This is a genomic window from Streptomyces sp. NBC_01381, from assembly GCF_026340305.1.
In the GTDB taxonomy this organism is placed as follows: domain Bacteria; phylum Actinomycetota; class Actinomycetes; order Streptomycetales; family Streptomycetaceae; genus Streptomyces.
Genome location: NZ_JAPEPI010000002.1, coordinates 2768714 through 2793704 on the forward strand (window position 1 = coordinate 2768714; position 24991 = coordinate 2793704).

Genomic DNA, 24991 nt, shown 5'->3' on the forward strand with positions numbered 1-24991 from the left:
GTGCGGTTGACAACTGGGGGAACGACGCGAGCCGTAGGCGTCGGAGTGCTGATCCTTTCGCTCGCCCTGACGGGCTGCGGAGGTAAGAAGAAGAACAAGAAGCACAAGTCGGGTTCGGGATCGTCGCACAGCCGCACCATCGGCGGGGCGACGGGCGGATCCGCGGGCAAGGCAGCCGGTTCGCTGAGCGGCGCCCAGGACGCGAAGGCGATCCTGCCGCCCCTCGACACCATGCCCGCCGCCCTGCGCACCGTCTCGACGCAGCCGTACAGCGCCGCCAAGAAGCCGTCGGTGTGCAAGGACCCGAGCGGCAAGTGCAAGGGCGCCGTCGCCAACGGCCAGGTCGGCTACCGCACCAACGACAAGGCCGAGAGCGCCAGTTACGACCTGATCGTGTACAAGAACGGCACGGCCGCCGAGCGCGCCTTCCACGCCTGGCAGAGCTACGCGGAGAACAACCACCGCGAGCTCAAGGTCCTCGACGGGCCGCCGCAGGGCAACGCGAGCATCACCTACGGGTACACGGACCCCGCAATGAAGACCTCACAGCGGATCGTGATCCTCCAGGGCAAGTTCGTCGCCACGCTCGACATCCGGGACAACTCCGGTCAGGCGAACACGCGGAAGGACCTCGAGGTCCTCGCCGAGGTCTACGCCACGCGGATGCTGCAGGTCACGCAGGACGAGACGCCGACCGCCACCGCGGCCAACGTCAAAGTCTAGCCAAGGAGTTCGCGGGAGTGGCTCAGCTGTCCTTGAGCCACTCCCGCAGCTCCTCCTTGAGGGAGCGCTGGAACGCGGTCACCAGGGCCTGCACCACCATCGGCTGCATATGGGCCGAAAGGGACCGCATCGCCGCCACGTGCTCCGGGTCCGACTCGCGCTCCCGGTAGGGCCCCCACACCTCGTCGCGGAAGAGCCGGGACAGTTCGTGGGCGGCCGAGCGGGTGTGCTCCATCAGGACCGTGCGCGCCGCCAGGATCGTCTCGTGCGCGATCGGTACGTCGAGCAGCTGCACGCCCAGCCGCAGCAGCCCCGCATCGATGCGGTACGTCCCCCGCGGCTCGGCCCGTGTGACGACACCCATCGCCGAGAGCCGCTCCAGATCCCCCTCGCCAAGCGCCCGGCCCGCCCTGCGCTCCAGCTCGGCCCGGTCGATGTCCTCGGACGAGTCGGGTGCCCAAGAGGCCACCACGGCACGGTGGATGGCGAGATCGTGGGCGCTCAGATCGGGCGGCAGCTGCTCCAGGTACCGCTCGATCGCGGCCAGGGTCATGCCCTGGTGCTGCAACTCCTCGATGAGCGCGAGCCGGGACAGATGGTCCCGGCCGTAGTGGCCGACGCGGCGCGGGCCGATGACGGGCGGCGGCAGCAGGCCCTTGGTGCTGTAGAAGCGGATCGTGCGGACGGTGACGCCCGCGCGCGCGGCCAGTTCGTCGACCGTGAGCGTCGGCTCGTCGGTGTCCGACGTCGTCGTCATCGTCATGGCTGCGCATCGCCTCCCCAGATATGCACCCCGTTGTGCACCGAGTTGTGCACCGATCCAGCGCAACAGTATTGCTGTCTCACCACTGTTGTGAAAGCGTCCCGGCCAGTCACTTGCTTCGTCGATGACGCCAGGAGGCGGTCATGACCACGATCCTGCGACTCCCCGGGGAACCCGCCGAAACCACGCTCCCCGCCCTGCTGCTCCGCAACGCCGAGGACCACGGCGACCGCCCCGCACTCTCCTGGCGCACCACCCCCGAAGGGGAGTGGACGACACTGACCTGGCGCGAGGCGCGTCGCAAGGTCGCCGTCCTCGCCGCCGGATACGCGGCGCTCGGCGTACGGCGCGGCGAGCACGTCCTCATGATGATGGGCAACCGCCCCGAACACTGGCTCAGCGACCTCGCCCTCGTGCACCTCGGCGCGGTCCCCGTCACCGTGTACGGCACATCGGCCCCCGAGCAGATCGCGCACATCGCCCGGCACAGCCGGGCCCGTTTCGCGATCGTCGAGGGCGCACGCGAACTGGCCCGCTGGGAGCCACTCCTGTCGGACGCCACGGCCCCGCTGGAGCGCCTGGTCGTCGTCGAGGCGGCCGACGCGGGCCCGCACCGCACCTACGGCTCCCTGCACGCCACGGGAGGCCGGCTGTTCAACCCGGACGCCTTCGAGAAGGCCTGGCGCGAGGCACGGGCCGACGATCCGCTCACCGTCGTCTACACCTCGGGCACCACCGGCGACCCCAAGGGCGTGCGCATCACGCACCGCAATGTCGTCCTCAACGGCGTCGCCCTGGACTCCGTCGTCGAACTCCCCGACTTCGTGGAGCACATCAGCTACCTCCCCTTCGCGCATGTCGCGGAGCGCATGCTCGGCATCTACCTGCCGGTGTTCCGCGTCTCGCACGTGCACCTGTGCGCGGATCCGAACGCCGTCGCCGCGACCGCGCGCGAGCTGCACCCCGCGCAGTTCTTCGGGGTCCCGCGCGTGTGGGAGAAGCTCGCCGCGTCGGTACGGGCCGCGCTCGCGGGGCTGCCGAAGGAGCAGCAGGAGTCGATCGAGGCGGCGAACGAGGCGGTACGCGCGCGTGTGGCGTACGTGGAGCGCGGCGAGGAACCGCCGGCCGATGTCGAGGCGGCGTACCGCGGGGCCAAGGAGAACGTCCTCGATCCGCTGCTCTCCCTTGCCGGGTTCGACCGCCTGGTGTGGACGGCGAGCGCGGCGGCGTCGATGCCGCTGGACATCGTGCGCTTCTGGGCGGGCTTCGGCCTCGTGATCATGGACGCGTGGGGTCTGACGGAGACGACCGGCGTCGTCACCATCAACACCCCGGGCGCCTTCCGGCTCGGATCGGTGGGCAAGCCCCTGGACGGCCTGGAGATCCGGACCGCCGACGACGGCGAGATCCTGGTGCGCGGCGCGACGGTCTTCGACGGCTATCTCCTGCCCGACGGCGGCGTCGACTCGGTCTGCGACGCGGACGGCTGGTTCGCCACCGGCGACGTCGGGCGGATCGACGAGGACGGCTTCCTCTGGCTCACCGACCGCAAGAAGGAACTGATCGTGACCTCGACGGGCAAGAACGTCTCGCCCGCACTCGTCGAGAACGCCCTCAAGGAGCACCCCCTCATCGGCCAGGCCCTCGTCCACGGCGACGGCCGCTCCTACCTGGTGGCGCTGCTCGTCCTGGACGCCGAAATGGCCCCCGCGTGGGCCGCCGCCCGGGGGATCACGGGCGACCTGATGGCGAGCGAGGCCGTGCGGGACGAGATCGAGCGGGCCGTCGACGCGGCCAACGCGCGCCTCAACCGCACCGAGCAGATCAAGCGGTACCGGCTCCTCGGCGAGGAGTGGGGCCCGGAGACCGGGGAGCTGACGCCGTCCCTGAAGCTGCGCCGCAGGGTCATCAAGGAGAAGTACAAGGACGCGATCAATGGGCTGTACACCCATTGATCAGCGGCTGTACACCCCCTGCCCACCATGTGAGAAGTGCCGCTATGTGATGTGCGCCACCGCATGTCCGGGGATCTCTGGGGGAAGGTGTCGCGTCGGTCCACGCACTTCAGGGGTGTCGTGGACCGGAGCACATCCGGACCCCGGAGCTCTTCCGGGCACCAGAGAGTAGATCCCCCCGTGAGCAAGGACGCCGTAGATTCGGCCGCCCTGGACGCATCCCGCACAGATGCGTCCCAGGCCCCCGCGGACGCCGGCGACGCCGGTTACAGCAAGGACCTCAAGGCCCGCCACGTCAACATGATCGCGATCGGTGGCGCGATCGGAACCGGACTCTTCCTCGGAGCGGGCGGCCGCCTGCACTCGGCGGGCCCCGCACTCGCCGTCGCGTACCTCGTCTGTGGCATCTTCGCCTTCTTCGTCGTACGCGCCCTCGGCGAGATGGTCATCTACCGGCCGTCATCCGGTTCGTTCGTCTCGTACGCGCGTGAGTTCCTCGGCGAGAAGGGCGCCTACGTAGCCGGCTGGATGTACTTCCTCAACTGGTCGACCACCGGCATCGCCGACATCACCGCGATCGCGCTCTACACGCACTACTGGAGCTTCTTCACCGACGTCCCGCAGTGGGCGCTCGCGCTGATCGCCCTCGCCGTCGTCCTCATGATCAACATGATCTCGGTGAAGTACTTCGGCGAGATGGAGTTCTGGTTCGCGATCGTCAAGGTCGCGGCCCTCGTCGCCTTCATGCTGATCGGCATCTTCCTGCTGGTCACTCAGCACGACGTGGGCGGGCAGACGCCCGGCCTGAGCGTGATCACCGACAACGGCGGCTTCCTGCCGCACGGCATCATGCCGGTCGTGATCGTGATGCAGGGTGTCGTCTTCGCGTACGCCTCGCTGGAGCTGGTCGGCGTCGCGGCGGGCGAGACCGCCGAGCCGCAGAAGGTCGTCCCCCGCGCGGTGAACTCCATCATGTGGCGCGTCGGCCTCTTCTACGTCGGCTCGGTCATCCTCCTCGCGCTGCTGCTCCCCGGGTCGGTGTACTCGGCGGACCAGAGCCCGTTCGTGACGGTCCTTTCCAAGATCGGCGTCCCGGCGGCCGGTGACGTGATGAACCTGGTGGTCCTCACGGCCGCCATGTCGTCGCTGAACTCGGGCCTGTACTCCACGGGCCGCATCCTGCGCTCGATGGCGATGGCGGGTTCGGCACCGAAGTTCACCGCGAAGATGAACAAGAGCCAGGTCCCCTACGGCGGCATCCTGCTCACCTCCGCGGTGTGCGTGCTCGGCGTCGGCCTCAACTTCCTGATGCCGAGCCAGGCCTTCGAGATCGTCCTGAACGTGGCGTCCCTGGGCATCATCAGCACCTGGGTGATCATCATGGTCTGTCACCTGGCGTTCGTCCGCCGCGCCAAGGAGGGCCTGCTCACCCGGCCCGGCTTCCGGCTCCCGGGCAGTCCGGTCACGGAGATCGTCACGATCGTCTTCCTGCTGTCCGTGCTCGCCCTGATGTGGAAGGACCCCGAGGTCGGCCGCAAGACGCTCTACCTCATCCCGATCATCGCCGCGGCGCTGGTCGCGGGCTGGTACGCGATCCGCCGCAACGTGGACCGCGAGGCCGAGACCCTCATGAAGGCCGGCAAGTAACAACGCGCGGGCCACTGTCAGTGGCAACGCCTACGGTGGCGTCATGTCGGAGATCACGTATGTCCGGGGTGACGCCACCGTTCCGTTCGGCAAGGGCACCAAGCTGATCGCCCATGTCTGCAACGACCTGGGCGGCTGGGGCAAGGGCTTTGTCGTCGCGGTGTCGCGCCGCTGGCCCGGGCCGGAGCAGGCGTACCGCCGGTGGCACCGGGAGCGCGCCAAGAACGACTTCGGCCTGGGCGCCGCCCAGTTCGTCCAGGTCGGACCGCTGCTGTGGCTGGCCAACATGATCGGCCAGCACGGCATGCGCACCGGCAGCAAGGGCGTCCCCGTGCGCTACGAGGCGATCGACGCGGCCTTGTCGAAGCTCGCCGACAAGGCGGCCGAACTCGACGCCTCCGTGCACATGCCGCGCATCGGCTGCGGACTCGCGGGCGGCAAGTGGTCCCGGGTCGAGCCACTGATAGCCGGGCGGCTCACGGCCCGCGGAATCGCCGTGACGGTGTACGACTTCGGGGACTGAGCCCTCTACGCCCTCGGTCCGGGAGTGACGAGCCTCACCCAACTCCTTTGCAGATGTGCGTTGTTGTGCACGGATGAGCGGGTAGGTCGTCGGCATGCAGCTCATCGCGATGAACCTGGGCCCCCTCAAGCCGGAACCTCAACACCTCGTTGCCGCAGCCCTTCTGTTCGGCCCCGTCTTCCTCCTGGTCAGGCGCATACTGCCGCGCCTCGACCGCGTACTTGAGATACGCGCCGGGATCCTCGACGAGGTCACCGGCGGACAGACGGCCGAGCTGCGCAGCGAGGCCGAGCGGGTACGCGAAGCGCGGGACGCGATGCTCGCCGAAGCCCGCCACGACGCGGCACTGGTGCGCCAGCGGGCCCGCGAGGAAGGCGCCGCCCTGATCGCCGCCGCCCGCGAGGACGGCGTGCGCGAGCGCGACGAGCTCGTGATGTCGGGCCAGGCCAGAATCGAGACCGAGCGCGCGTCGGCGGAGGCAGAACTGCGCGGTCAGGTATCCGAGTTGGCGTCGGCGCTGGCGAGCAGGATCGTGGGCGAGCCGATCCCCGCGACGGCGGGTTCGGGCCGCTAGTAGTGCTTCGTCAGGTGCTGGTGCGGGTGAGGGGCTTTCCGCAGGTGGTGCAGGTTCCGGTCCAGCACCGCAGCAGGCCCTGGAGGACATCGAGGACCTGGTAGAGCGTCAGACCGGCGAAAAAGATCCGGGTGCCCCGCATGGGATCGGGCCGCCCGCGGTGCACAGGGTGGCCGGCCCCCAGGTTTCGCCCCCGCCCGGCGAACGAGGCTCAGCCGACGTCGGCCATGACGACCATGGCCGTCTCTGTGTCGGCCTCCGAGACAAGGGCGCCGCCCGGAGCCCAGACGGAGGAACGGCCGCAGCCGGTCCACGGCCCTACCGGTCCGACATGGTTGGCCAGCACGACGTACATGTTCAAGTCTTTGGCGATGCCCGGATAGATCGCCGCAAGCTCATCGACTCCACCGCCCGTGCCGTACAGCGAGCTGGCCAGGTGCACCTGACACCCGTCAGCAGACCCGCGCACGGTCAGGTCGGGAAAGTGGTTGTCGTAGCACGTGGCGAGCGCGAAGCGCACACCTCCGAACTCGAATCGCCCATCGTGCTGCCCGGCTGCGAAGGCCGCCTGCTCATGCTCGACCAGGTGCTGCTTCCGGTAGCTGGTGAGCAGCTCGCCGTCGGCCCCGAAGACCAGCGTCTCAATCGCGGGCCGCGGCCCGTCGGTGGCTGCTACGCAATTGACGACAGTGGCAATGCCGCTCCTCCGGACCATGTCCAGGCACGGATCTTCCGCCGTCACCCAGAGACCAGGATCAGCGAGTACGCCCTCAAGCTCGTACCCGGTCAAGGCCAGCTCGGGAAAGACCACGAGCTCTGCCCCCTGAGCGCGGGCCTGGTCTGCGAGGGCAGTCATCTGCCGGACGTTGGCGGCCACATCAGCCGGAACACAGGTGAACTGACCTGCTGCGATCTTCATGGAATTCCATCCTGCCACTCCACAATCTTCCAGCTCACCGCGGGTGCCTGTCAGGATCCGTGATCGAAGAGTCACCGCCTAGGGGCGCGGGGCAGTGACATGTGCGGCTCCGCCGCGTGGGCGCGACCAGCCAGAGCGCACCCGCGGACGCCATGGGCGCTCTCCCCCCACGGGGCCTGGGCGGCGCTGCCCCCGCCGGAGAGGCCAAGTTTCGCCTGGCGCCGACCCCGCCGGCCCGGCAGGCTCACACCATGGGACAAATGGTGTCGGTCAAGGGCGGCGAGGTATGGGCCGAGGACTCCGGCGGCAAAGGACTGCCGCTGATCCTGCTGCACCCGGGGGTCGCCGACTCCCGTATCTGGGACGGGATCCTGCCGCGCCTCACCGAGCGGCACCGCGTCATCCGCTATGACGCGCGCGCCTACGGCAGGTCGCCGGCCCCGACCGCCGCGTTCTCGCTGGCCGAGGATCTCGGCGCGGTGCTCGACCACTTCCGGATCGACCGCGCCGTCCTCGCCGGGTCCAGCATGGGCGGGGCCACGGCCATCAGCCTCGCCCTCGACGATCCGGCGCGGGTCGCGGGTCTCGCCCTGGTGGTGCCGGGCATCACCGGCCGTTCCGACCTCTTCTCCGAGGAGTTCATGGCCGAGTTCGTCAGGCTCGCGCAGGCGGGTGACATGGAAGGCCTCGTGAGCCTGCTGATGCACAGCTCGGCGGCGGCCGGTACCGGCTACGACGACGAGGCAAGGGCGCACCTCCTCGCGGTCCTCCCGGCGTGGTTCGCCACCCAGCCGCACAACGTGCCCGACCCGCCCGCCTTCGACCGCCTCGGCGAGCTCGACGTGCCGTGCGCCCTCGCCCTGGGGGAGCTCGACCAGCCCTCGGTGGTCCGCTGCAACGAGGAGATGGCCGAACGCATCCCCGGCTGCCGCCTGGTGCGCCTGCGCGACAGCGACCACTTCCCGACGCTGCGCGAGCCGGACGCGGTCACGGACCTCATCCTGCAGACACACGAGGCGGCCGCAGGCTGAGCGGTCCCCACCGCGGCCCCCACCGCGGACCCCGACTCCCGGAGCACGCCTCGACCAGGGCCGTCGCATACTGGAACACGTACATACCGGGCACCGGCCGGCCAGGTCGGGTCACCCTCCGGGAGTCGTGTGATGCCACGCCGCCAGACCGTCCCCGAGCCGCCACCGCCCGGCGGGATCCTGTGGGACATCGCCGGTGACGTCCGCGCCCTGCTCGCCCTGCCCGCCGCGCTCACGATGCAGGTCGCGCACCCCGCGGTGGGCGCCGGCGTCGACATGTACTCCGTCTTCCGCACCGACCCCTGGGGGCGCGGCGAGCGCTCGCTGCGGTCGCTGCAGACCTGGGTGTACGGCGGCGAGGCCGCGGCCGATGAGGGCCGCAGGCTCCGTGAGCTGCACAAGACGATCCAGGGCACGGACGCCCACGGCCGCAGCTACCACGCGCTGACGCCCGCCTATTACGCCTGGGTCCACGCCACCGGATTCCCCGTCTACCGGCACGCGCGGCAGTACTTCGGCCGCCCCTTCACCCCGGCCCAGGAGCGGCAGTTGTACGCGGAGTGGCTCCAGGTGGGCCGCATCCTCGGGATCCGCGACCGGGACATGCCGCAGACCCTGGACGAGTTCTGGCCGTACTACGAGAAGGTCCTCGCCGACGAGTTGGAACTGACGGCGGTCGCCGGGGAACTGGTCGCCGTGGACCGCCCGCTCCCGCCGCCCGACCGCGGCCCGCGCGCCCTGCGCCTCGCGCTGCGCACCCTGTGGCCGCTCGTCCTGCCGCCGCTCGCCCGCTTCCGCCGCTTCCTCACGATCGGCCTGATGCCACCGGACGCGCGGCAGGCCATCGGCCTCCCCTGGACCACGACCCAGGAACGCCGCCTTCGCCGCTTCGGACGCGTCGTCCGCACGGTGGTCCCGCTGCTTCCGGAACGCCTGCGCTACCTGCCACTGGCCCGCGAGGCGCGAAGGCGGGAACGTCATCGCCAGGGGAGGCACACTTCCCGCTCTTCTATCTCCAACCTGCGTTGTTCGTAGAATGGCCCGGTGGAGGACATCGATGCGATCGCGGCCCTGCAGGATCCGGTGCGGCGTCGCCTGTACGAGTACGTGGCGGCGCAGGGCCGCGAGGTCGGCCGCAACGAGGCCGCGGAGGCGGCCGGCGTCGCGCGCACGCTCGCCGCGCACCATCTGGACAAGCTGACCGAGGCCGGGCTCCTGGAAAGCGGCAGCCGCCGCCTCACGGGCCGTTCGGGGCCGGGGGCGGGCCGCCCCGCCAAGGTGTACACGCGCTCGCGGGCCGAGCGTGCGGTGTCGCTGCCCGCCCGCGACTACCGCACCGCCGCCGAGCTGCTCGCCGAGGCCGCCGAGCAGGCCGGACTCGACGCCGGGCTCTGCGCGGCCGCGCGCCGCAGGGGCGAGGCCCTGCGCGGTTCGGCGGCGCCCTGCGGTGGCCTCGAAGAGGCCATGAAGCTGCTGGCCGACCGCGGCTACGAACCGCACGTGGAAGATGCCGAGGGGGAGACCGCGGGCGTCGTCCGCATGCGCAACTGCCCCTTCCACGCCGTCGCCGAACGCTTCCCGCCGCTCGTCTGCGGCATGAATCTCGCACTCCTCGAGGGCCTGCTCGGCACGGACGGACCCGTCCGCGCCCGCATGGACGCCCGGCCGGGGGAGTGCTGCGTGGTGATCGAGCCTTCTGAGGCATCCAGAACCTTCTGAGGCTTCTAAAAACAATTCTCATTGACATAGAAAAGTGGGCCGTGCTGGGATGAGGCCATGACCGCATCCCCGCACGCCGCCCACCTCGCCCAGCTCAACGTCGCCACGCTCCGCCATCCCCTCGACGACCCGCGCATGGCGCCGTTCGTGGAGCTGCTCGACCCGGTCAACGCCGCCGCGGACGGTGCGCCCGGCTTCGTGTGGCGGCTCGTCGAGGAGGGGGCGGCCGACGCCACCGAACTGCGCCCCGCGGGCGAGGACGTCATCGTCAACCTGACGGTGTGGCAGACCCAGGAGGCCCTGTGGGACTTCGCCTACCGCAGCGGGCACCTTGAGGTGATGCGGCGCCGCCGCGAATGGTTCCAACGGCACGTCGAGGCGCACCTGGTGATGTGGTGGGTCCCCGCAGGCCACCTCCCGACCGTCGACGAGGCGTTGGAGCGCCTTGCGCATCTGCGGTCGAACGGCCCGTCCCTGCGAGCGTTCACGTTCGCCTCGGCGTACACAGCCGAGGAGGCCGCGATGACGACGACGGGCCCGCCCACCCACGACTGATCACGCGGGGCAATCGGGTGGGTGGGCGGGAAACATCCGCCGCGAAGCGGCGGTTCAGTCTCAGTGCCCGTGCCCGTGCACACCATTCGTCGCGGCAATGGACTTCCAGGACTTCGGCGCAGCCGAGACGCCCGCACTGCGGGCGGCGACCCCGGCATCCCGCGCGGCAGGAGCGGCCGGCCGGACCGGCTGATACAGCCACGTGTCGAAGAGCGAAGCCAGCGGCTTGCCCGACACCTTCTCCGCGTACTTCACGAAGTCACCCACCTTCGCGTTGCCGTACGCGTGCTCCTTCGGCCACCCCTTCAGAATCGCCGAGAACGACTTCTCGCCGATCTCGTTGCGCAGCGCCTGCAGGGCCAGCGCCCCACGGTCGTACACGGCGATGTCGAACTGGTTCTCCGGACCCGGGTCGCCCGGCTTGACCTTCCAGAACGGGTCGTCGGTCGGGTGCTGCGCGTACACGTAGTCCGCGAGCTCCTGCGCCGTGCCCTCGCCCTCCTTCTCCGACCAGAGCCACTGGCTGTACCGGGCGAAGCCCTCGTTGATCCAGATGTCCTTCCAGCCGTCCACCGACACGCTGTCGCCGTACCACTGGTGGGCCAGCTCATGCACCACGACCGACACGTTGGCCCCATTGGCGAACTGCCGCGGGCTGTAGAACGGCCGCGTCTGCGTCTCCAGGGCGAAGCCGCTCGTCACGTTCGGGACGTACCCGCCCAGGGCGTTGAACGGGTACTTGCCGAAGACGGTCTCCAGCCACTCCGCGACCTCGGTGGACCGCTCGATGCTCGCCCGCGCGGCCCCGGCGTTGTCGCCGAGGTCCTTGCTGTAGGCGTTCAGGACGGGCAGGCCGTCCGCCGTCTTGTCGGTGGTGATGTCGAACTTGCCGACGGCGAGCGTCGCCAGATAGCTGGCCTGCGGCTTGTTCGAGCGCCAGTTGAAGCGCGTCCAGCCGAGCCTCGAACTCTGCGACTGCAGCACGCCGTTGGAGATGGCCTGCGAGCCGTCCGGCACAGAGACTGAGATGTCGTACGTCGCCTTGTCGAGCGGGTGGTCGTTGGACGGGAACCACCAGGCGGCCGAGTCCGGCTCCTGCGCGGCGACACCGCCGTCCGGCGTGCGCGCCCAGGCCGTGAAGCCGTTGATCTTCACCTCGGACGGCTTGCCCGCGTAACGGACGACGACGGTGATCGGCGTGCCCTTGGGCAGTCCCGCCGCCGGGGTGATCTCCAGCTCCTGCTCGCCGGACTTCTTGAAGGACGCCTTCTTGCCGTTGACCCGCACCTCGCTGACCTTCAGGCCGAGGTCGAGGTTGAAGCGGGACAGGTCCTGCGTCGTGGTGGCGTTGATGGTCGCCGTGCCTTCGAGCAGATCGGTCTTCGGCTGGTACTTGAGGCGCAGGTCGTAGTGCGACACGTCGTAGCCGCCGTTGCCGCTCGCCGGGTAATAGGGATCGCCGATCCCCGGCGCCCCGGGCGTGAAGTCGGCGGCCGATGCCGGGATCGCCAGCAGCAGAGAGGCCGCGAGCGCGCCAGGGGCGATGAGTCTGCGGTGCACAAGAGCTCCAAGTCGTAGGGGCACATCGGTAGATGGGTTCGACCTTATTGAGCACTCGGGTCACGGGTCATGTCCATGGCCGCAGCTGTCACACGATCGCCATTCGGCCGACATGTGCCAATACGCCCCACGAACCTGTCACCGCCGCGTACTGCCCTCTGTCGCACAGGAGTTGACCGGTGTAGCTTCCGCGCCATGCCGATACGTGCGCGACGCACACGCCTGATCCGGAGATCCCTCGTGACGGCGGCCCTGGCCGCCCTGTTGGCCACGCTCCTGTCCCCGGCCACCGCACAAGGGGCGCCGAGCGCCCCGCGTGAGAGCAAGCCCGTCTACTCGTACGAGAGCGCGATCCGCGAAGCCGTCTGGGTCGACACACAGATGGACGGAGACGGCGACGGGAAGACCGACCGGGTCGCCGTCGACATCGTCCGCCCCCGCGAACCGGCACAGCAGGGCCGGAAGATACCAGTGATCATGGATGCCAGCCCGTACTACTCCTGCTGCGGGCGCGGCAACGAGAGCCAGAAGAAGACGTACGACGCGAACGGCGACGTCGTCCAGATGCCGCTCTACTACGACAACTACTTCGTGCCCCGCGGCTATGGCTTCGTCGCCGTCGACTTCGCCGGAACGAACCGCTCCGACGGCTGCGTCGACGTCGGCGGCCGCTCCGACGTCCAGTCCGCCAAGGCCGTCGTCGACTGGCTGAACGGCCGGGCCCGCGGCTACACGACACGGACCGGAACCGAATCCGCCAAGGCGACCTGGACCAACGGCGCCACCGGAATGATCGGCAAGAGCTACGACGGCACCGTCGCGCAGGGCGTGGCCGCCACTGGAGTGCGAGGTCTCAAGACCATAGTGCCGATCGGCGCCATCTCCTCCTGGTACGACTACTACTTCGCCAAGGGCGCCCCGCTCTACGACAGCGGCCCCGAATGGCTCTCGGACTACGTGGAGAGCCCGGAGGCCAGGGCCCGCTGCGGCGCCGTGCAGCAGCGGCTCATCGACGGGGCGCCCCGCACCGGCGACTGGACCCGGCTGTGGAGCGAGCGCGACCACGTCCCGGACGCCGACAAGGTGAAGGCCAGCGTCTTCGCCGTACACGGCATGCAGGACCTGAACGTCCGGATGAAGCACTTCGGTCAGTGGTGGGACGCGCTCGGCGACGCGGGCGTCGACCGCAAGGTGTGGCTCAGCCAGACCGGCCACGTCGATCCGTTCGACTTCCGGCGCGGCGACTGGGTGCGCACCCTGCACCGCTGGTTCGACCATGAACTCCTCGGCTACGACAACGGCATCGACCGCGAGCCGATGGCCGACATCGAGCGCGCCCCCGACCGGTGGACCACCGACCGCGTCTGGCCCCCGCGCGCCACGGACACGGTCAAACTCCGTCCCGGCAAGGGCACTTCACCGGGCGTCGGCACCCTCGGCACCCGTCCCGGCGCCGGCAGCGAGACCTTCACCGACGACCCGAAGCTGAGCGAGACCGACTGGGCCGCGCAGATCGACACCTCGACGCCCTCGAAGGCCGGTTTCATCAGCCGCCCGCTCGGCCGCGACCTGCGCCTGTCCGGCTCCTCCGAGGTGACCGTCACGGCGACCCCGACGACCCGCACCGCGCACCTCTCCGCGGTCCTCGTCGACCTGGGCCCCGACACCATCCGCGACTACGCGAGCGCCGGCGAGGGCATCAGCACGCTCACCGAACGCACCTGCTGGGGCGCGAGCACCGGCGGCGACAGCTCCTGCTTCAAGGAGACGAAGGCGAAGACCGCCGACGTCGACTACACGGTCTTCAGCCGCGGTTGGGCCGACCTGGGCAACTGGGCCGACGACCACCAGGGCCGCCCCCTCACGCCGGGCAAGCCGCACACCATCACCCTGGACCTGGCCGCGAGCGACCACGTCGTACCCAAGGGGCACCGCCTCGCGTTGATCGTCGCGGGCACCGACAAGGACCTCATCGATCCGCCCGCCGACACCCCGACGCTCGCCATCGACCTCTCCCGTACGTCGGCGAAGGTGCCGCTCGTCGGCGGCGCCGGTGCCTTCACCACCTCACCAGACGTCACCCCCCGCGAATCCCGTCTCGACGGCGTGGCCCCGCCGCGTCCGTTCCGCCCCGTCCCGGGAGGCAGCACTTCATGAGACCCCGTATCCGCACCCTGGCGCTTGCCTGCGCCACCGCCGCGCTCGCCGCACCGCTCCTGACCGCGCCCGCGCAGGCATCGGGGACCCCGCCACGTACCGGATTCGAGGAGACGAACGGCGCGCGCTGGACCAGCCAGCCCGAGGAGCAGGACTTCCTCGCCGCCGTCGACAAGTCGACCGACCGCGTCTCCGTCGCCCGCATCGGCACCACCAAGCAGAACCGGCCGCTCCAACTGGTGCGCATCGGCGACCGGCCCGCGAAGAACACGGTGCTGCTGATCTGCAGCCAGCACGGCGACGAGCCCTCGGGCCGTGAGGCGTGTCTGTCGACGGTCCGCGACCTGGCGTACGCGAAGGACAAGCAGACCCACAAGTTCCTCTCCCGCACCACGCTCCTCGTCGTCCCCACCGCCAACCCGGACGGCCGCGCCGCCGACACCCGCGGCAACTCCGACGGCGTCGACATCAACCGCGACCACATCGCCCTGCAGACGGCGGAGGGCCGTACGATGGCCGCCCTCATCCGCGACCGGAAGCCCGACGCCATCTACGACCTGCACGAGTACGGCGCGACGCCCAAGTACTACGACAAGGACCTCTTCGACCTGTGGCCGCGCAACCTCAACACCGACGAGGCGGTCCACGGCGAGGCGAAGACCTTGTCGGAGGCGTACGTCAGGCCGGCCGCCAACAAGTCGGGGTACACGACGGGGACGTACGGAATCTGGACCGACCCCGTGACCGGTGAGCCCATCAAGCAGACCGCGGGCGACGGGCAGGAGCGCATCCTGCGCAACGTCTCCGGCATCAAGCACGCCGCCGGCCTGCTCATCGAGAGCCGGGTCGATCCGCTCACGGATGCCGAGAAGAAGGACGAGGCGCTGAACAACCGCCGCCGCGTGAAGTCCCAACTCTCGGCCCTGGGCGGCCTGTTCGCCTACGCCGACGAACGGCGCGGTCAACTGGAGGCCGCCACCGGCGCGGCCCGGCTCGAGGGCTTCCGCGACAGCGGTCCCGTCTACATCGGCGGCGCCGACAACGACCCCGCCGAACCGTCCGAGGTGATCCAGGACCCGCCCGCCTGCTACCGGCTCGACGCCGCCCAGTACGGCGACATCAAGGACGAACTCGCCCTGCACGGAGTGCAGGCGAAGCGGGACGGTTCGGGCGCGTACGTGCCGCTGCGGCAGTCCGCGCGCGCCCTCGTGCCGCTGCTCCTCGACGAGCGCGCTCCCTATCACCTGGTCACAGGTCGGCCCGACACCGCCTGTTGAGCAGTTGGGTGGTGCGTCACATGTGGTAGTGGGTAGCGGAGCACAGAGATTGTACGAATACGAAATCCGTGAAAGGTGCACTTGTGACGCAAGACCTGCAGAAAGCGGACGGCGGAGGAGAGGCGCCTGATCCGGCGCTCTCCTCCTCCGGCCGGTCTCCACAGACCGACCGGGTCGTGTTCGGAGTGACCGCCGTGCTCACCCTGGCCTTCGTGGTCTGGGGTGCCGTGGCGACGGACTCCCTGGAGGAAGTCTCCACGGACATGCTCAACGGCCTGATGACCAACGGTGGTTGGTTCTTCATGCTGACCGCGAGCGGCTTCGTGGTCTTCGCGCTCTGGCTGGCGATCAGCCGGTACGGGAAGATCACCCTCGGCAAGGAGGGCGAGGAACCGGAGTTCAGGACCGTTTCCTGGGTCGCCATGATGTTCAGCGCCGGCATGGGCATCGGCCTGATGTTCTACGGCGTGAGTGAGCCGCTCGCCCACTTCACCACGCCCCCGCCGGGCACGGATCCCGCCGACTCCGCCGCGGCGATGGAAACCGCCATGGCCACCACCCTCTTCCACTGGACGCTCCACCCGTGGGCGATCTACGCGGTGGTGGGTCTGGCGATCGCGTACAGCACGTTCCGGCGTCGTCGGCGGCAGACCATCAGCGCCGTGTTCACGCCCCTCATCGGTGAGAAGCACTCCAAGGGCACCTGGGGCAGGGTCATCGACATCCTGGCCATCCTCGCGACGCTCTTCGGCTCCGCCGCGTCGCTGGGTCTCGGCGCCCTGCAGATCGGCAGTGGCGTCGAGGTCCTCGACTGGATGGACGACGCGGGCACGGGCCTGCTCGTCACCATCATCGCCGTGCTGAGCCTGGCCTTCGTGGCGTCCGCCGTCTCCGGTGTGGAGAAGGGCGTCCAGTGGCTCTCCAACATCAACATGGTGCTCGCGGGGATCCTCGTGCTGTTCGTCTTCATCGCGGGCCCCACCGTCATCATGCTGGACATGCTGCCGACCTCGCTCGGCGCCTACCTCGACGACCTCCCGCAGCTGATGGGCCGCACCGAGGCCTCCAGCGGCAAGGGCGTCGCGGAGTGGCTGAGCGGCTGGACGGTCTTCTACTGGGCCTGGTGGATCTCCTGGACGCCCTTCGTCGGCATGTTCATCGCCAGGATCAGCAGGGGTCGTACGATCCGCCAGTTCGTCGGCGGCGTCATTCTCGTCCCCAGCACGGTCAGCCTCATCTGGTTCGCCGTCTTCGGCGGCAGCGCGATGACGGTCAAGGACCGCGGCGGCCTCGAGGGTCAGGACACCCCGGAGTCCCAGCTCTTCGGCCTCCTTCACGAGTACCCGATCGCCACGGCCACGAGCCTGCTCGTGATGATCCTGGTGGGCATCTTCTTCGTCTCGGGTGCCGACGCGGCCTCGATCGTGATGGGCACGCTCTCCCAGAAGGGCGCGCTCGAACCGGGCAAGCTCGTCGTCGTGTTCTGGGGCATGGTCACCGGCGCCGTCGCCGCGATCATGCTGCTCATCGGTGACGGCTCGGACGACGCGCTCACCGGGCTACGGAATCTGACGATCCTTGTCGCGGCGCCCTTCACCCTGGTGATGATCGGGATGTGTGTGGCGCTGATGCGGGACCTGCGCCACGACCCGCTGATCGTGCGGGGCGAGCACGGCACGGAAGCGGTCGAGAAGGCCGTGATCGCGGGTCACGAGCAGTACGACGGCGAGTTCGAGATCCAGATCGGCCCGGTCGAGAGCGGGGGCGACTCGGAGTCCGAGGGGAACCCGGTCAAGTCCGGCTGACCCTTTCCGTCAAGACCGACCCTGTCCCTTCAGGAGGAGGCGGCCGTCCCGTCCGCGAGACGCGCCGCCTCCTGGGCGCATCCCCACGCCACCGTGACCCCGGCGCCCCCATGGCCGTAGTTGTGCACCAACACCCGGCCACCGTCGCGGAGTTCACGCTCGATCCGCACCGCGGGGCGTGCGGGCCGCAGCCCCACCCGGTGGCCGAGCACCCGCGCCCCCGCGATCTCGGGCCGAACCTCCGCGCACCGCTTCACGATCGCATCGGCCACCGCGGGATCCGGCTCCAACGACCAGTCGTCCTCCTGCGCCGTGCCGCCGAGCACGAGCCGGCCCGGCTGCGGGAAGAAGTACGTCGACGTCTGCGCGGTGGCGGCCGCGGAGGCGAACCACGTCCGCACCCCGGGGTTCTCCACCAGCACCAGCTGCCCCCGCACCGGCCGCACCGAGGCGTCCGGCACCAGCGTCCGCGCCCCGATCCCCGAGCAGTTGACCACGCACCGCGCCTCGGCCAGCGGCTCGGCGAGGCTCTCCACCGTGCGCGCCTCCACGGTCCCGCCCGCCCGCGCGAGACGCTCGCGCAGCCACCGCAGATGCACCGGCATGTCGATGAGGGGCAGCCGCGCCCACAGGCCAGGGCCGTCGTACTCGGCGCGGCTCGCGGTCCGCAGCCCCGTCACCCGGGCCGCCCACGGCCCGAGGTCGTCCAGCCGGGTCTCGCCGTGTACGCCATCGACCATGCGTACGCCGGTCTCGTCGGCCCGCGTCGCCAACTCCTCGTACACGGACAGGGATTGGAGCGACCAGTCGCCCACGGACCGGGCGGGCTCAATGCGATAGGGCCACCACAGCGCGCCCGCGACCGCCGAGGTCGTGCGCTCGGCGGGCTCCCGCGACCACACCCGCACCCGGCGCCCTTGTTCGGCGAGCAGGACGGCGGTCGTCAGACCGATGACACCACTGCCCACCACGATCACATCGCTGTCACGCGCCTCGTCCATCCCAGGAACGTAGCGGAATGCGTCATGCCGTGCTCACATCACGTCTCAGATGGGGATACTCACACCATGTCTGCCGAGTACGCGACCTTCGGTCTGGCACCGGCCATGCGCGCCGGTGGAGTTCTCGCCAACGGTGACTACCAAGTCCACCGGGATTTCGTCGACTTCATCGTGAACGGACGACCGCTGCTGTTCCAGCTCTCCGACCTCGACGCCGTATCCCCTCTCGCCGCCGACGTACCACCCGCGATCTTCACCCATCATGTGCGCGGACTGCTCCTGGAAACGGAGGCGCCTCTGCTCGACGGCCGGCACGTCATCTACGGATGCCCCGAATGCGAGGGCCTGGAGTGCGGGGCGGTCACCGCCGTCATCGAGCGGGCGCCGGACGGTGCCGACGCCTATGTCTGGCGTGACTTCGCCTGGCAGACCGCCGAGCGGGCCGATCTGGAGCTCAACGGCTACCACGGCATAGGGCCCTTCCGCTTCCGCGGTGCCGAATATCGCGACGCCCTCGGCCAGTTGCTCACCGGCGGCGGTGAATCGGCGGCACGCCGCCGGGTGCTCCTGATCGGGGCGCGCGTCGCCGTCCTCGCCAAGCTCGCCGCCGCGCTGCGCACGATCGGTGTCGGCGCCGACATCGCCGCGGACGCGGCGGGCGTGCCACCGGACGAGCTGCGCACGTACGGGGCGGTGGCCTTCGGCCGCGCGGTCCCGGCCGCGACGCGCGACGGGGTGCGCGCCGCGTTCGAAGGGGCGGGACTCCAGGTCGCGTACGTCGACGGCCTCGCCCCGATCATCCCGCTCCTGGTGGCGCAGATAGAGCACGCCCTGGACCGCAGCCCGTCGGAGCAGCGGCGCCTGACGCGTCTCGCGGCGATGGACGGCTCGGCGGACGTCGAGATCACCTCGACCTGCCGGGTCCAGCTCGTCGCGTACCGCCTCGACCGGCTCTCGCGCACCCAGGTCCACGAGGTCTTCGAGGACGTGCTCGAACCGGGGGCGCACCGCATCCCGCTGGACGGCAAGACGACGAAGGGGGAGTCGTTCGTGGTGGCCCGGACGACGGACAGTGTCCTGGTCGCACCGATAAGGAGGTAGCCCGCACCCTTTTTGGGGATGTGACCTGGATCACATCGATGGTCTGTCACGCGCGGCCGAGCTCGTCTGTCCCATGGGCGTCACCGAAACGACGCCCCCCGAATACGGGGCACGAGCAGGGGAGTTGCGCATGAGCACCGACCACCGGATCGTCATCGTCGGAGGCGGCTACACCGGCCTGCTGTGCGCGATCCGCCTGGCCCGCCGCACCCGGCGTACCGGCGCCCGCGTCACGCTGGTCAATCCGTCGGCCCGGTTCACCGAGCGGCTGCGGATGCATCAGGTCGTCGCCGGACAGGAATTGGCGGACCATCAGATCCCCGAGCTCCTGGCGGGCACGGGCGTCGAGTTCGTGCAGGGCACGGCGACGGGCATCGACACCGCGGGCCGGACGGTGGCGGTACGGACGCCCGAGGGTGCGGCCGAGTTGCCCTACGACAACCTGGTGTACGCCATCGGCAGCTCCACCGACACCAGTGCGGTGCCGGGCGCCGATGAGCACGCCGAGACCCTGAACAGCCCTGCCGGGGCACACCACTTCGCCACCCGGCTCGCCCGGCTCGCGGCGGACGGCGGCACCGTGGCCGTGTGCGGCGGCGGCCTCACCGGCATCGAGGCGGCCACCGAGATCGCCGAGAGCCACCCGGGCCTGCGCGTCACGCTGATCAGCCGCGGCGAACCGGGCGCCATGATGGGCCGGAAGGCGCGCGCCCATCTCGACGCCGCGTTCGAGCGCCTTGGCATCACCCTGTGCACCGGCTCCGCGATCACCAAAGTCCTGCCCGACGGCGTCGAGTTGGCCGATGGCCGGCACATCGCGTCCGACGCATGCCTGTGGACCACCGGCGTACGGGTCCCGGCGCTCGCCGCGGAGTCCGGAATCGCCGTCGACGGGCGCGGCCTCATCCTGGTCGACGCCACCCTCCGTTCGACCTCGCACCCGGAGATCCACGCGATCGGTGACGCCGCCGCCGTCCGCCAGGCGTGGGGCCAGGTCCACGGCACCTGCCAGAGCGGCCTCCCCGTCGCCGCGTACACCGCGGACGCGCTGGCCCGCCGGCTGCGCGGCAAGGCCGTCAAGCCGTTCCGCTTCGGCTACTTCCACCAGCCCGTCAGCCTCGGCCGCCGCGACGCCGTCATCCAGTTCACGCACGCCGACGACACCCCGCGCCGCTGGTTCCTGCACGGAAGGCCCGCCGTCGCCTACAAGGAGACGATCAGCGGCAGCCCGCTGAAGCTCTACCGCATGAACAAGCGCATGACCGTGTCCGCCTCCCTCTCCAAGGGCGGCCGCGCCACCCGGCCCGAGCGGAACGCGCGATGAGGGTCCTGCTCGCCGGAGCCACCGGCGCGATCGGCCGCCCCCTGACAAGTGCGCTGACCGCGGCCGGACATCACGTCCTGGCCCTGTCCCGCAGCGATGCGGCCGCCGCTGCCGTACGCGCACTCGGCGCCGAACCGGTACGCGCCGACGCCCTGGACCGCACCCAACTCCTCCGCGCCGTCGAGGGGTTGAGGGCGGACGCGGTCATCCACCAGCTGACCTCGCTGAAGACACCCCGGCGCACCCTCGACGCGAACGACCCCAGCAACCTGCTGCGCACCCGGGGCACCGCCCACCTGCTGCAGGCCGCCAAGGCCGTCGGCGCGAGCCGGTTCCTCACCCAGTCGATGGTCCTCGGCCACGGGTACGCCGACCACGGCACCCGGACCTTCACCGAGGCCGACGACTTCGCCGTCAAGCACGGCAATGTCGCCGACTTCATCATCGACGGCCTCCGCTCCACCGAGGAACAGGTCTTCACCGCAGGCCACTTGGAGGGCATCGCACTGCGCTATGGCGTCTTCCACGGCCCCGGCACCTGGTTCGACCCCACGCCCGGCAGCAGGCCCACCCCGGTGCCGCGCGACGGCGGCGGCACCGTCCCGTGGATCCACGTCACCGACGCGGCGGCCGCCACCGTGGCCGCGCTGGAGCGGGGGCGCGGTGGCGAGGCGTACAACATCGTCGAGGAAGGGCCCGCGAATTGGGGCGAGGTCGCCGCCGCGACGGCCGCGGCGCGCGGCGGTCGCCCGCTGCGGCTCCCGACCTGGCTGCTGCGCCGGACGGTCCCGTACCTCGGTGTGCTGATGGCCGACACCACGCTCCGCGCCTCGCACGCCAAGGCCCGTGCGGAACTCGACTGGGAGCCCGTGCAGTACGCCGCGGGGCGCAGGGCGCGGCCCGCGGATACGACGTAGGGAGCAGCCCGGGTCGTGCCCCTCGTACGACGCGGTACGCGGCGCGAACCGCGATTCTCGTGATGTCGCCGCCGCACCAGAACCTCACCAACACCTCATCCCCATCCAGGAGTCAGCCAGATGTCTGCCGTCACCTCTCCCGCACCGGCCACAGCGGCCGCACCCGCGTCCAACCGCCTCGCCCTCACCGGAGTCGGCTTCGCCGTCCTCTTCATCGCGAGCCTGGTCTTCTCCGGCCTCGCCGGCAGTGCCACCTACCCGTCGCCGTTCGAGGCGGACAAGGTGGCGGAGGCGTACTTCGCCGACAACGGCGGCGTCGTCCTCGGCATGGGCATCCTGCAGCTCCTTTCCGCCGTGCCGCTGGCCGCCTTCGTGCTGGCGCTGACCAAGAGGCCGGGACTCGCGAGGGCCGGCGGCCTCTGCGCCGTCGCGGGCCTGGCGGCCTGTGCGCTCATCGGCCTCGCCATCCCCGTGCTCGACGCGAGCGGCGACGCCCTGCACACGCTGCACTACCTCACCTTCATGGCGGGCGGCCCCGCCCACGTCCCGTTCCTCGGCATCGTCGTCGGTGCGAGCGCCCTCGCCTTCCGTGCGTCGGTCCCGCGCTGGACCACGGTCCTCGGCCTGACGTCGGCCGGGCTCGCGCTCCTCTCGCTCGCCAGCTTCGTGAGCGAGTCGCTCATGCTGCTCCTGCCGCTCGGCCGCTTCACGGCGATCCTCTGGATCCTGGTCACCGCGGTACGGGCGGCCCGCCTCCGCAAGTGAAGAAGGGGCGTAGCGGGACGCGTACACCTAGGCATCCCGTCGACACCCTGGGAGCATGCCCCGATGACCGACGCCACGCCCGCACTTGACCCGTTCCTCGAGCACCGGCGGCTGCTGCACTCCACCGCATACCGGATGCTGGGCAGCGTCGCCGATGCCGAGGACGTCCTGCAGGACGCCTGGCTGAGCTGGAACTCGGCGGACCGCGACGCCGTCCGCCACCCCAAGGCGTATCTGGTGCGCACGGTCACCAACCTGTCGCTCAACCGGCTCACTTCGGCGCGGGCCACCCGCGAGACCTACATCGGCCCGTGGCTCCCCGAACCCCTGCTCACGTCACCCGACATCGCGGAGGAGAGCGAGATGGCCGACACCGTCTCGACGGCGATGCTCGTCGTGCTCGAATCGCTCAGCCCGGTCGAGCGCGCGGTCTTCCTGCTCCGCGAGGTCTTCGGCTACACGCACGCCGAGATCGCCGATGTCCTCGAACGCCCCGAGGCCACCGTCCGGCAGATCGCGCACCGGGCCCGCGCGCACGTCCAGGCGCGCCGCCCCCGCTTCGACACCGACGCCGGCCGGCGCCGCCAGGTCACCACACGGTTCCTGGCGGCGTGCTCGGGCGGCGATCTCAACGCGGTCATGGAGATGCTGGCCCCCGACGTCACCGCCTGGTCCGACGGCGGCGGCAAGGTCACCGCGGCCCGCCGCCCGCTGTACGGCACGGACCATGTGGCGCGCTGGTTCCTGGGCGTCCTGGCGAAGCCCGCGCTGACGGGCGTCACGCTGGAGCCCGCCACGATCAACGGCGAACTGGGCATCCTGTTCAAGGCGGGCGACTACATCGGCGGCTGTCTGACCTTCGACCTGGCCGACGGCTTGATCCACAACATGCGCTTCCAGTTCAACCCGGAGAAGCTGAGCGGGCTCAGCGGGCCGGGTGGGCCGAGCGGGCCGAGTGTGCTGGAAGGGTCCTCCCAGGTGCCGGACGATCCGGCCCCGGGCCTCGCCTAAACTCGACCCCCTGATGACCGCAACCCTCGTCGCCAAGAACCTCGCCGCCGGCCACGGCGACCGCTCCCTGTTCTCCGCCCTGGAGCTGGTCGTCGCCCCCGGCGACGTCATCGGCCTGGTCGGCGCCAACGGCGCGGGCAAGTCCACGCTGCTGCGTCTCCTCGCGGGCCTCGACACCCCGGAGACCGGCGAACTCCGGCTCTCCCCGCCCAGCGCGTCCGTGGGCCACCTGCCCCAGGAGCCCGACCGCCGCCCCGGCGAGTCCATCCGCGAATTCCTGGCCCGCCGCACCGGCGTCGCCGAGGCCCAGCGGACGATGGACGAGGCCACCCAGGGCCTGGTCGACGGGGCGCCGGGCGCGGACGACGCGTACGCGCAGAGCCTGGAGCGCTGGCTGGCCCTGGGCGGCGCCGACCTGGACGAGCGGGCCGACGAGGTCGCCGCGTCCCTGGGCCTGAGCGTCAGCCTCGACCAGCCCATGACCTCCCTCTCCGGCGGTCAGGCCGCCCGCGCGGGCCTCGCCTCGCTGCTCCTGTCCCGCTACGACGTGTTCCTCCTGGACGAGCCGACCAACGACCTCGACCTCGCGGGCCTCGACCGCCTCGAGAGCTTCGTACGAGGACTGCGGGCCGGCACGGTCGTCGTCAGCCACGACCGCGAGTTCCTCACCCGCACGGTCACCAAGGTCCTCGAACTCGACCTGGCCCAGCAGCAGATCAACCTCTACGGCGGCGGCTACGAGGCGTATCTGGAGGAGCGGGACGTCGCGCGCCGCCACGCACGCGACGAGTTCGAGGAGTACGCCGACAAGAAGTCCGCCCTCGAAGGCCGCGCCCAGATGCAGCGGTCCTGGATGGACAAGGGCGTCAAGAACGCCCGGCGCAAGGCGGGCGACAACGACAAGATCGGCCGCAACTTCCGCAGCGACGCCAGCGAGAAGCAGGCGGCGAAGGCGCGCCAGACACAGCGCATGATCGAACGCCTCGACGTCGTCGATGAGCCCCGCAAGGAGTGGGAGCTGCGCATGGAGATCGCGTCGGCGCCGCGCTCCGGCAGCGTCGTCGCCACGCTCCGCGACGCGGAGGTGCACCGCGGCGACTTCACGCTCGGCCCGGTCACCCTGCAGATCGACTGGGCGGACCGCGTCGCCATCACCGGTGCGAACGGCTCGGGCAAGTCGACGCTGCTCGGCGCCCTGCTGAACCGCGTCCCCACGGACGCGGGGCACGCGGCCCTCGGCTCAGGCGTGCTCGTCGGCGAGGTCGACCAGGCCCGTGCGCTGTTCCACGGCTCCGAGTCGCTCCTGGACGCGTTCTGCGCCGCCGTGCCGGACACCGAACCGGCCGAAGTGCGCACGCTGCTCGCCAAGTTCGGCCTGAAGGCCGGGCACGTCCTGCGCTCGGCGGCCACCCTCTCCCCGGGCGAACGCACCCGCGCGGCGCTCGCACTCCTGCAAGGGCGAGGCGTCAACCTCCTCGTCCTCGACGAGCCGACGAACCACCTCGACCTGCCGGCGATCGAGCAGCTGGAGGCCGCCCTGGAGTCCTACGAGGGCACGCTGCTCCTGGTCACGCACGACCGCAGGATGCTGGACGCGGTGCGCGTGACACGGCGCCTGGAGGTGACGGAGGGCAAGGTGACCGAGCTGTCACCCTGACCTCCGC

Annotated in this window: 23 protein-coding genes; 18 read left to right on the top strand and 5 right to left on the bottom strand. The window is 70.5% G+C overall.

The window, feature by feature from the left end; all coding sequences use genetic code 11:
• Positions 1 to 45 precede the first annotated feature (45 nt).
• A complete protein-coding gene (locus OG453_RS33905) occupies positions 46 to 723 on the top strand; it encodes a hypothetical protein (protein ID WP_266872384.1) in 678 nt (225 codons plus the stop codon).
• A 22-nt stretch (positions 724 to 745) separates the two neighbouring features.
• Here OG453_RS33905 and OG453_RS33910 read toward each other — a convergent pair whose 3' ends face one another.
• A complete protein-coding gene (locus OG453_RS33910; RefSeq protein WP_266873225.1) occupies positions 746 to 1480 on the bottom strand; it encodes a MerR family transcriptional regulator in 735 nt (244 codons plus the stop codon).
• Between the two features lie 149 nt (positions 1481 to 1629).
• Between OG453_RS33910 and OG453_RS33915 the strand changes: the two genes are divergently transcribed.
• The 4 genes from OG453_RS33915 (at position 1630) to OG453_RS33930 (ending at position 6185) form a co-directional block, all read left to right on the top strand.
• Complete coding sequence (locus OG453_RS33915; protein ID WP_266872385.1) at positions 1630 to 3441, top strand: long-chain fatty acid--CoA ligase; 1812 nt, start codon at positions 1630 to 1632, stop codon at positions 3439 to 3441.
• Between the two features lie 180 nt (positions 3442 to 3621).
• On the top strand, positions 3622 to 5088 hold the full coding sequence (locus OG453_RS33920) for an amino acid permease (RefSeq protein ID WP_266872386.1): 1467 nt from the start codon (positions 3622 to 3624) through the stop codon (positions 5086 to 5088).
• A gap of 43 nt (positions 5089 to 5131) precedes the next feature.
• Positions 5132 to 5611 carry a macro domain-containing protein gene (locus OG453_RS33925; protein ID WP_266872387.1) on the top strand — a complete coding sequence of 160 codons (480 nt, stop codon included), beginning with the start codon at positions 5132 to 5134 and terminating at the stop codon, positions 5609 to 5611.
• A gap of 94 nt (positions 5612 to 5705) precedes the next feature.
• The gene (locus tag OG453_RS33930; RefSeq protein ID WP_266872388.1) at positions 5706 to 6185 is read left to right on the top strand and encodes a hypothetical protein; all 480 of its coding nucleotides are present in this window, start codon (positions 5706 to 5708) and stop codon (positions 6183 to 6185) included.
• 10 nt (positions 6186 to 6195) lie between these two features.
• Here the strand turns inward: OG453_RS33930 and OG453_RS33935 are convergent, their stop codons facing one another.
• Together OG453_RS33935 and OG453_RS33940 are read right to left on the bottom strand one after the other, a co-directional pair.
• The gene (locus OG453_RS33935) at positions 6196 to 6327 is read right to left on the bottom strand and encodes a hypothetical protein (RefSeq protein WP_266872389.1); all 132 of its coding nucleotides are present in this window, start codon (positions 6325 to 6327) and stop codon (positions 6196 to 6198) included.
• A gap of 69 nt (positions 6328 to 6396) precedes the next feature.
• Positions 6397 to 7104: a carbon-nitrogen hydrolase family protein gene (locus OG453_RS33940; protein WP_266872390.1), complete on the bottom strand. Its 708-nt coding sequence runs from the start codon at positions 7102 to 7104 to the stop codon at positions 6397 to 6399.
• Positions 7105 to 7355: 251 nt separating this feature from the next.
• On the opposite strand from OG453_RS33940, the gene OG453_RS33945 reads away from it, so the two are divergent.
• From OG453_RS33945 to OG453_RS33960, 4 genes are all read left to right on the top strand, one after another.
• Complete coding sequence (locus OG453_RS33945) at positions 7356 to 8135, top strand: alpha/beta fold hydrolase (RefSeq protein WP_266872391.1); 780 nt, start codon at positions 7356 to 7358, stop codon at positions 8133 to 8135.
• A 132-nt stretch (positions 8136 to 8267) separates the two neighbouring features.
• On the top strand, positions 8268 to 9170 hold the full coding sequence (locus OG453_RS33950) for an oxygenase MpaB family protein (protein ID WP_266872392.1): 903 nt from the start codon (positions 8268 to 8270) through the stop codon (positions 9168 to 9170).
• Positions 9171 to 9179: 9 nt separating this feature from the next.
• Entirely contained in the window at positions 9180 to 9854 is a 675-nt protein-coding gene (locus OG453_RS33955; RefSeq protein WP_266872393.1) for a metalloregulator ArsR/SmtB family transcription factor, read from the top strand.
• A gap of 57 nt (positions 9855 to 9911) precedes the next feature.
• A complete protein-coding gene (locus tag OG453_RS33960) occupies positions 9912 to 10409 on the top strand; it encodes a DUF3291 domain-containing protein (RefSeq protein WP_266872394.1) in 498 nt (165 codons plus the stop codon).
• Between the two features lie 60 nt (positions 10410 to 10469).
• On the opposite strand, the gene OG453_RS33965 is transcribed toward OG453_RS33960, so the two are convergent.
• Positions 10470 to 11969: a M1 family metallopeptidase gene (locus OG453_RS33965; RefSeq protein ID WP_266872395.1), complete on the bottom strand. Its 1500-nt coding sequence runs from the start codon at positions 11967 to 11969 to the stop codon at positions 10470 to 10472.
• 195 nt (positions 11970 to 12164) lie between these two features.
• Between OG453_RS33965 and OG453_RS33970 the strand changes: the two genes are divergently transcribed.
• From OG453_RS33970 to OG453_RS33980, 3 genes are all read left to right on the top strand, one after another.
• Positions 12165 to 14126: a Xaa-Pro dipeptidyl-peptidase gene (locus tag OG453_RS33970; RefSeq protein ID WP_266872396.1), complete on the top strand. Its 1962-nt coding sequence runs from the start codon at positions 12165 to 12167 to the stop codon at positions 14124 to 14126.
• On the top strand, positions 14123 to 15403 hold the full coding sequence (locus OG453_RS33975; protein WP_266872397.1) for a M14 family metallocarboxypeptidase: 1281 nt from the start codon (positions 14123 to 14125) through the stop codon (positions 15401 to 15403). Before OG453_RS33970 ends, OG453_RS33975 begins: the two co-directional genes overlap by 4 nt.
• Positions 15404 to 15579: 176 nt before the next feature.
• Complete coding sequence (locus OG453_RS33980; RefSeq protein WP_266873226.1) at positions 15580 to 17208, top strand: BCCT family transporter; 1629 nt, start codon at positions 15580 to 15582, stop codon at positions 17206 to 17208.
• Positions 17209 to 17237: 29 nt separating this feature from the next.
• Here the strand turns inward: OG453_RS33980 and OG453_RS33985 are convergent, their stop codons facing one another.
• Positions 17238 to 18209: an FAD-dependent oxidoreductase gene (locus tag OG453_RS33985; RefSeq protein WP_266872398.1), complete on the bottom strand. Its 972-nt coding sequence runs from the start codon at positions 18207 to 18209 to the stop codon at positions 17238 to 17240.
• Between the two features lie 66 nt (positions 18210 to 18275).
• Here OG453_RS33985 and OG453_RS33990 point away from each other — a divergent pair, with 66 nt between their 5' ends.
• From OG453_RS33990 to OG453_RS34015, 6 genes are all read left to right on the top strand, one after another.
• A complete protein-coding gene (locus OG453_RS33990) occupies positions 18276 to 19310 on the top strand; it encodes an oxidoreductase (RefSeq protein ID WP_266872399.1) in 1035 nt (344 codons plus the stop codon).
• A gap of 130 nt (positions 19311 to 19440) precedes the next feature.
• Positions 19441 to 20634, top strand: coding sequence for an NAD(P)/FAD-dependent oxidoreductase (locus OG453_RS33995; RefSeq protein WP_266872400.1), 1194 nt, complete (start codon positions 19441 to 19443; stop codon positions 20632 to 20634).
• Entirely contained in the window at positions 20631 to 21551 is a 921-nt protein-coding gene (locus tag OG453_RS34000) for an NAD(P)-dependent oxidoreductase (protein WP_266872401.1), read from the top strand. The genes OG453_RS33995 and OG453_RS34000 overlap by 4 nt, the downstream gene beginning before the upstream one ends.
• 120 nt (positions 21552 to 21671) lie before the next feature.
• On the top strand, positions 21672 to 22316 hold the full coding sequence (locus OG453_RS34005) for a hypothetical protein (protein WP_266872402.1): 645 nt from the start codon (positions 21672 to 21674) through the stop codon (positions 22314 to 22316).
• A gap of 63 nt (positions 22317 to 22379) precedes the next feature.
• A complete protein-coding gene (locus OG453_RS34010; protein WP_266872403.1) occupies positions 22380 to 23327 on the top strand; it encodes an RNA polymerase sigma-70 factor in 948 nt (315 codons plus the stop codon).
• 13 nt (positions 23328 to 23340) lie between these two features.
• Positions 23341 to 24984: an ABC-F family ATP-binding cassette domain-containing protein gene (locus OG453_RS34015; protein ID WP_266872404.1), complete on the top strand. Its 1644-nt coding sequence runs from the start codon at positions 23341 to 23343 to the stop codon at positions 24982 to 24984.
• Positions 24985 to 24991: the final 7 nt, after the last annotated feature.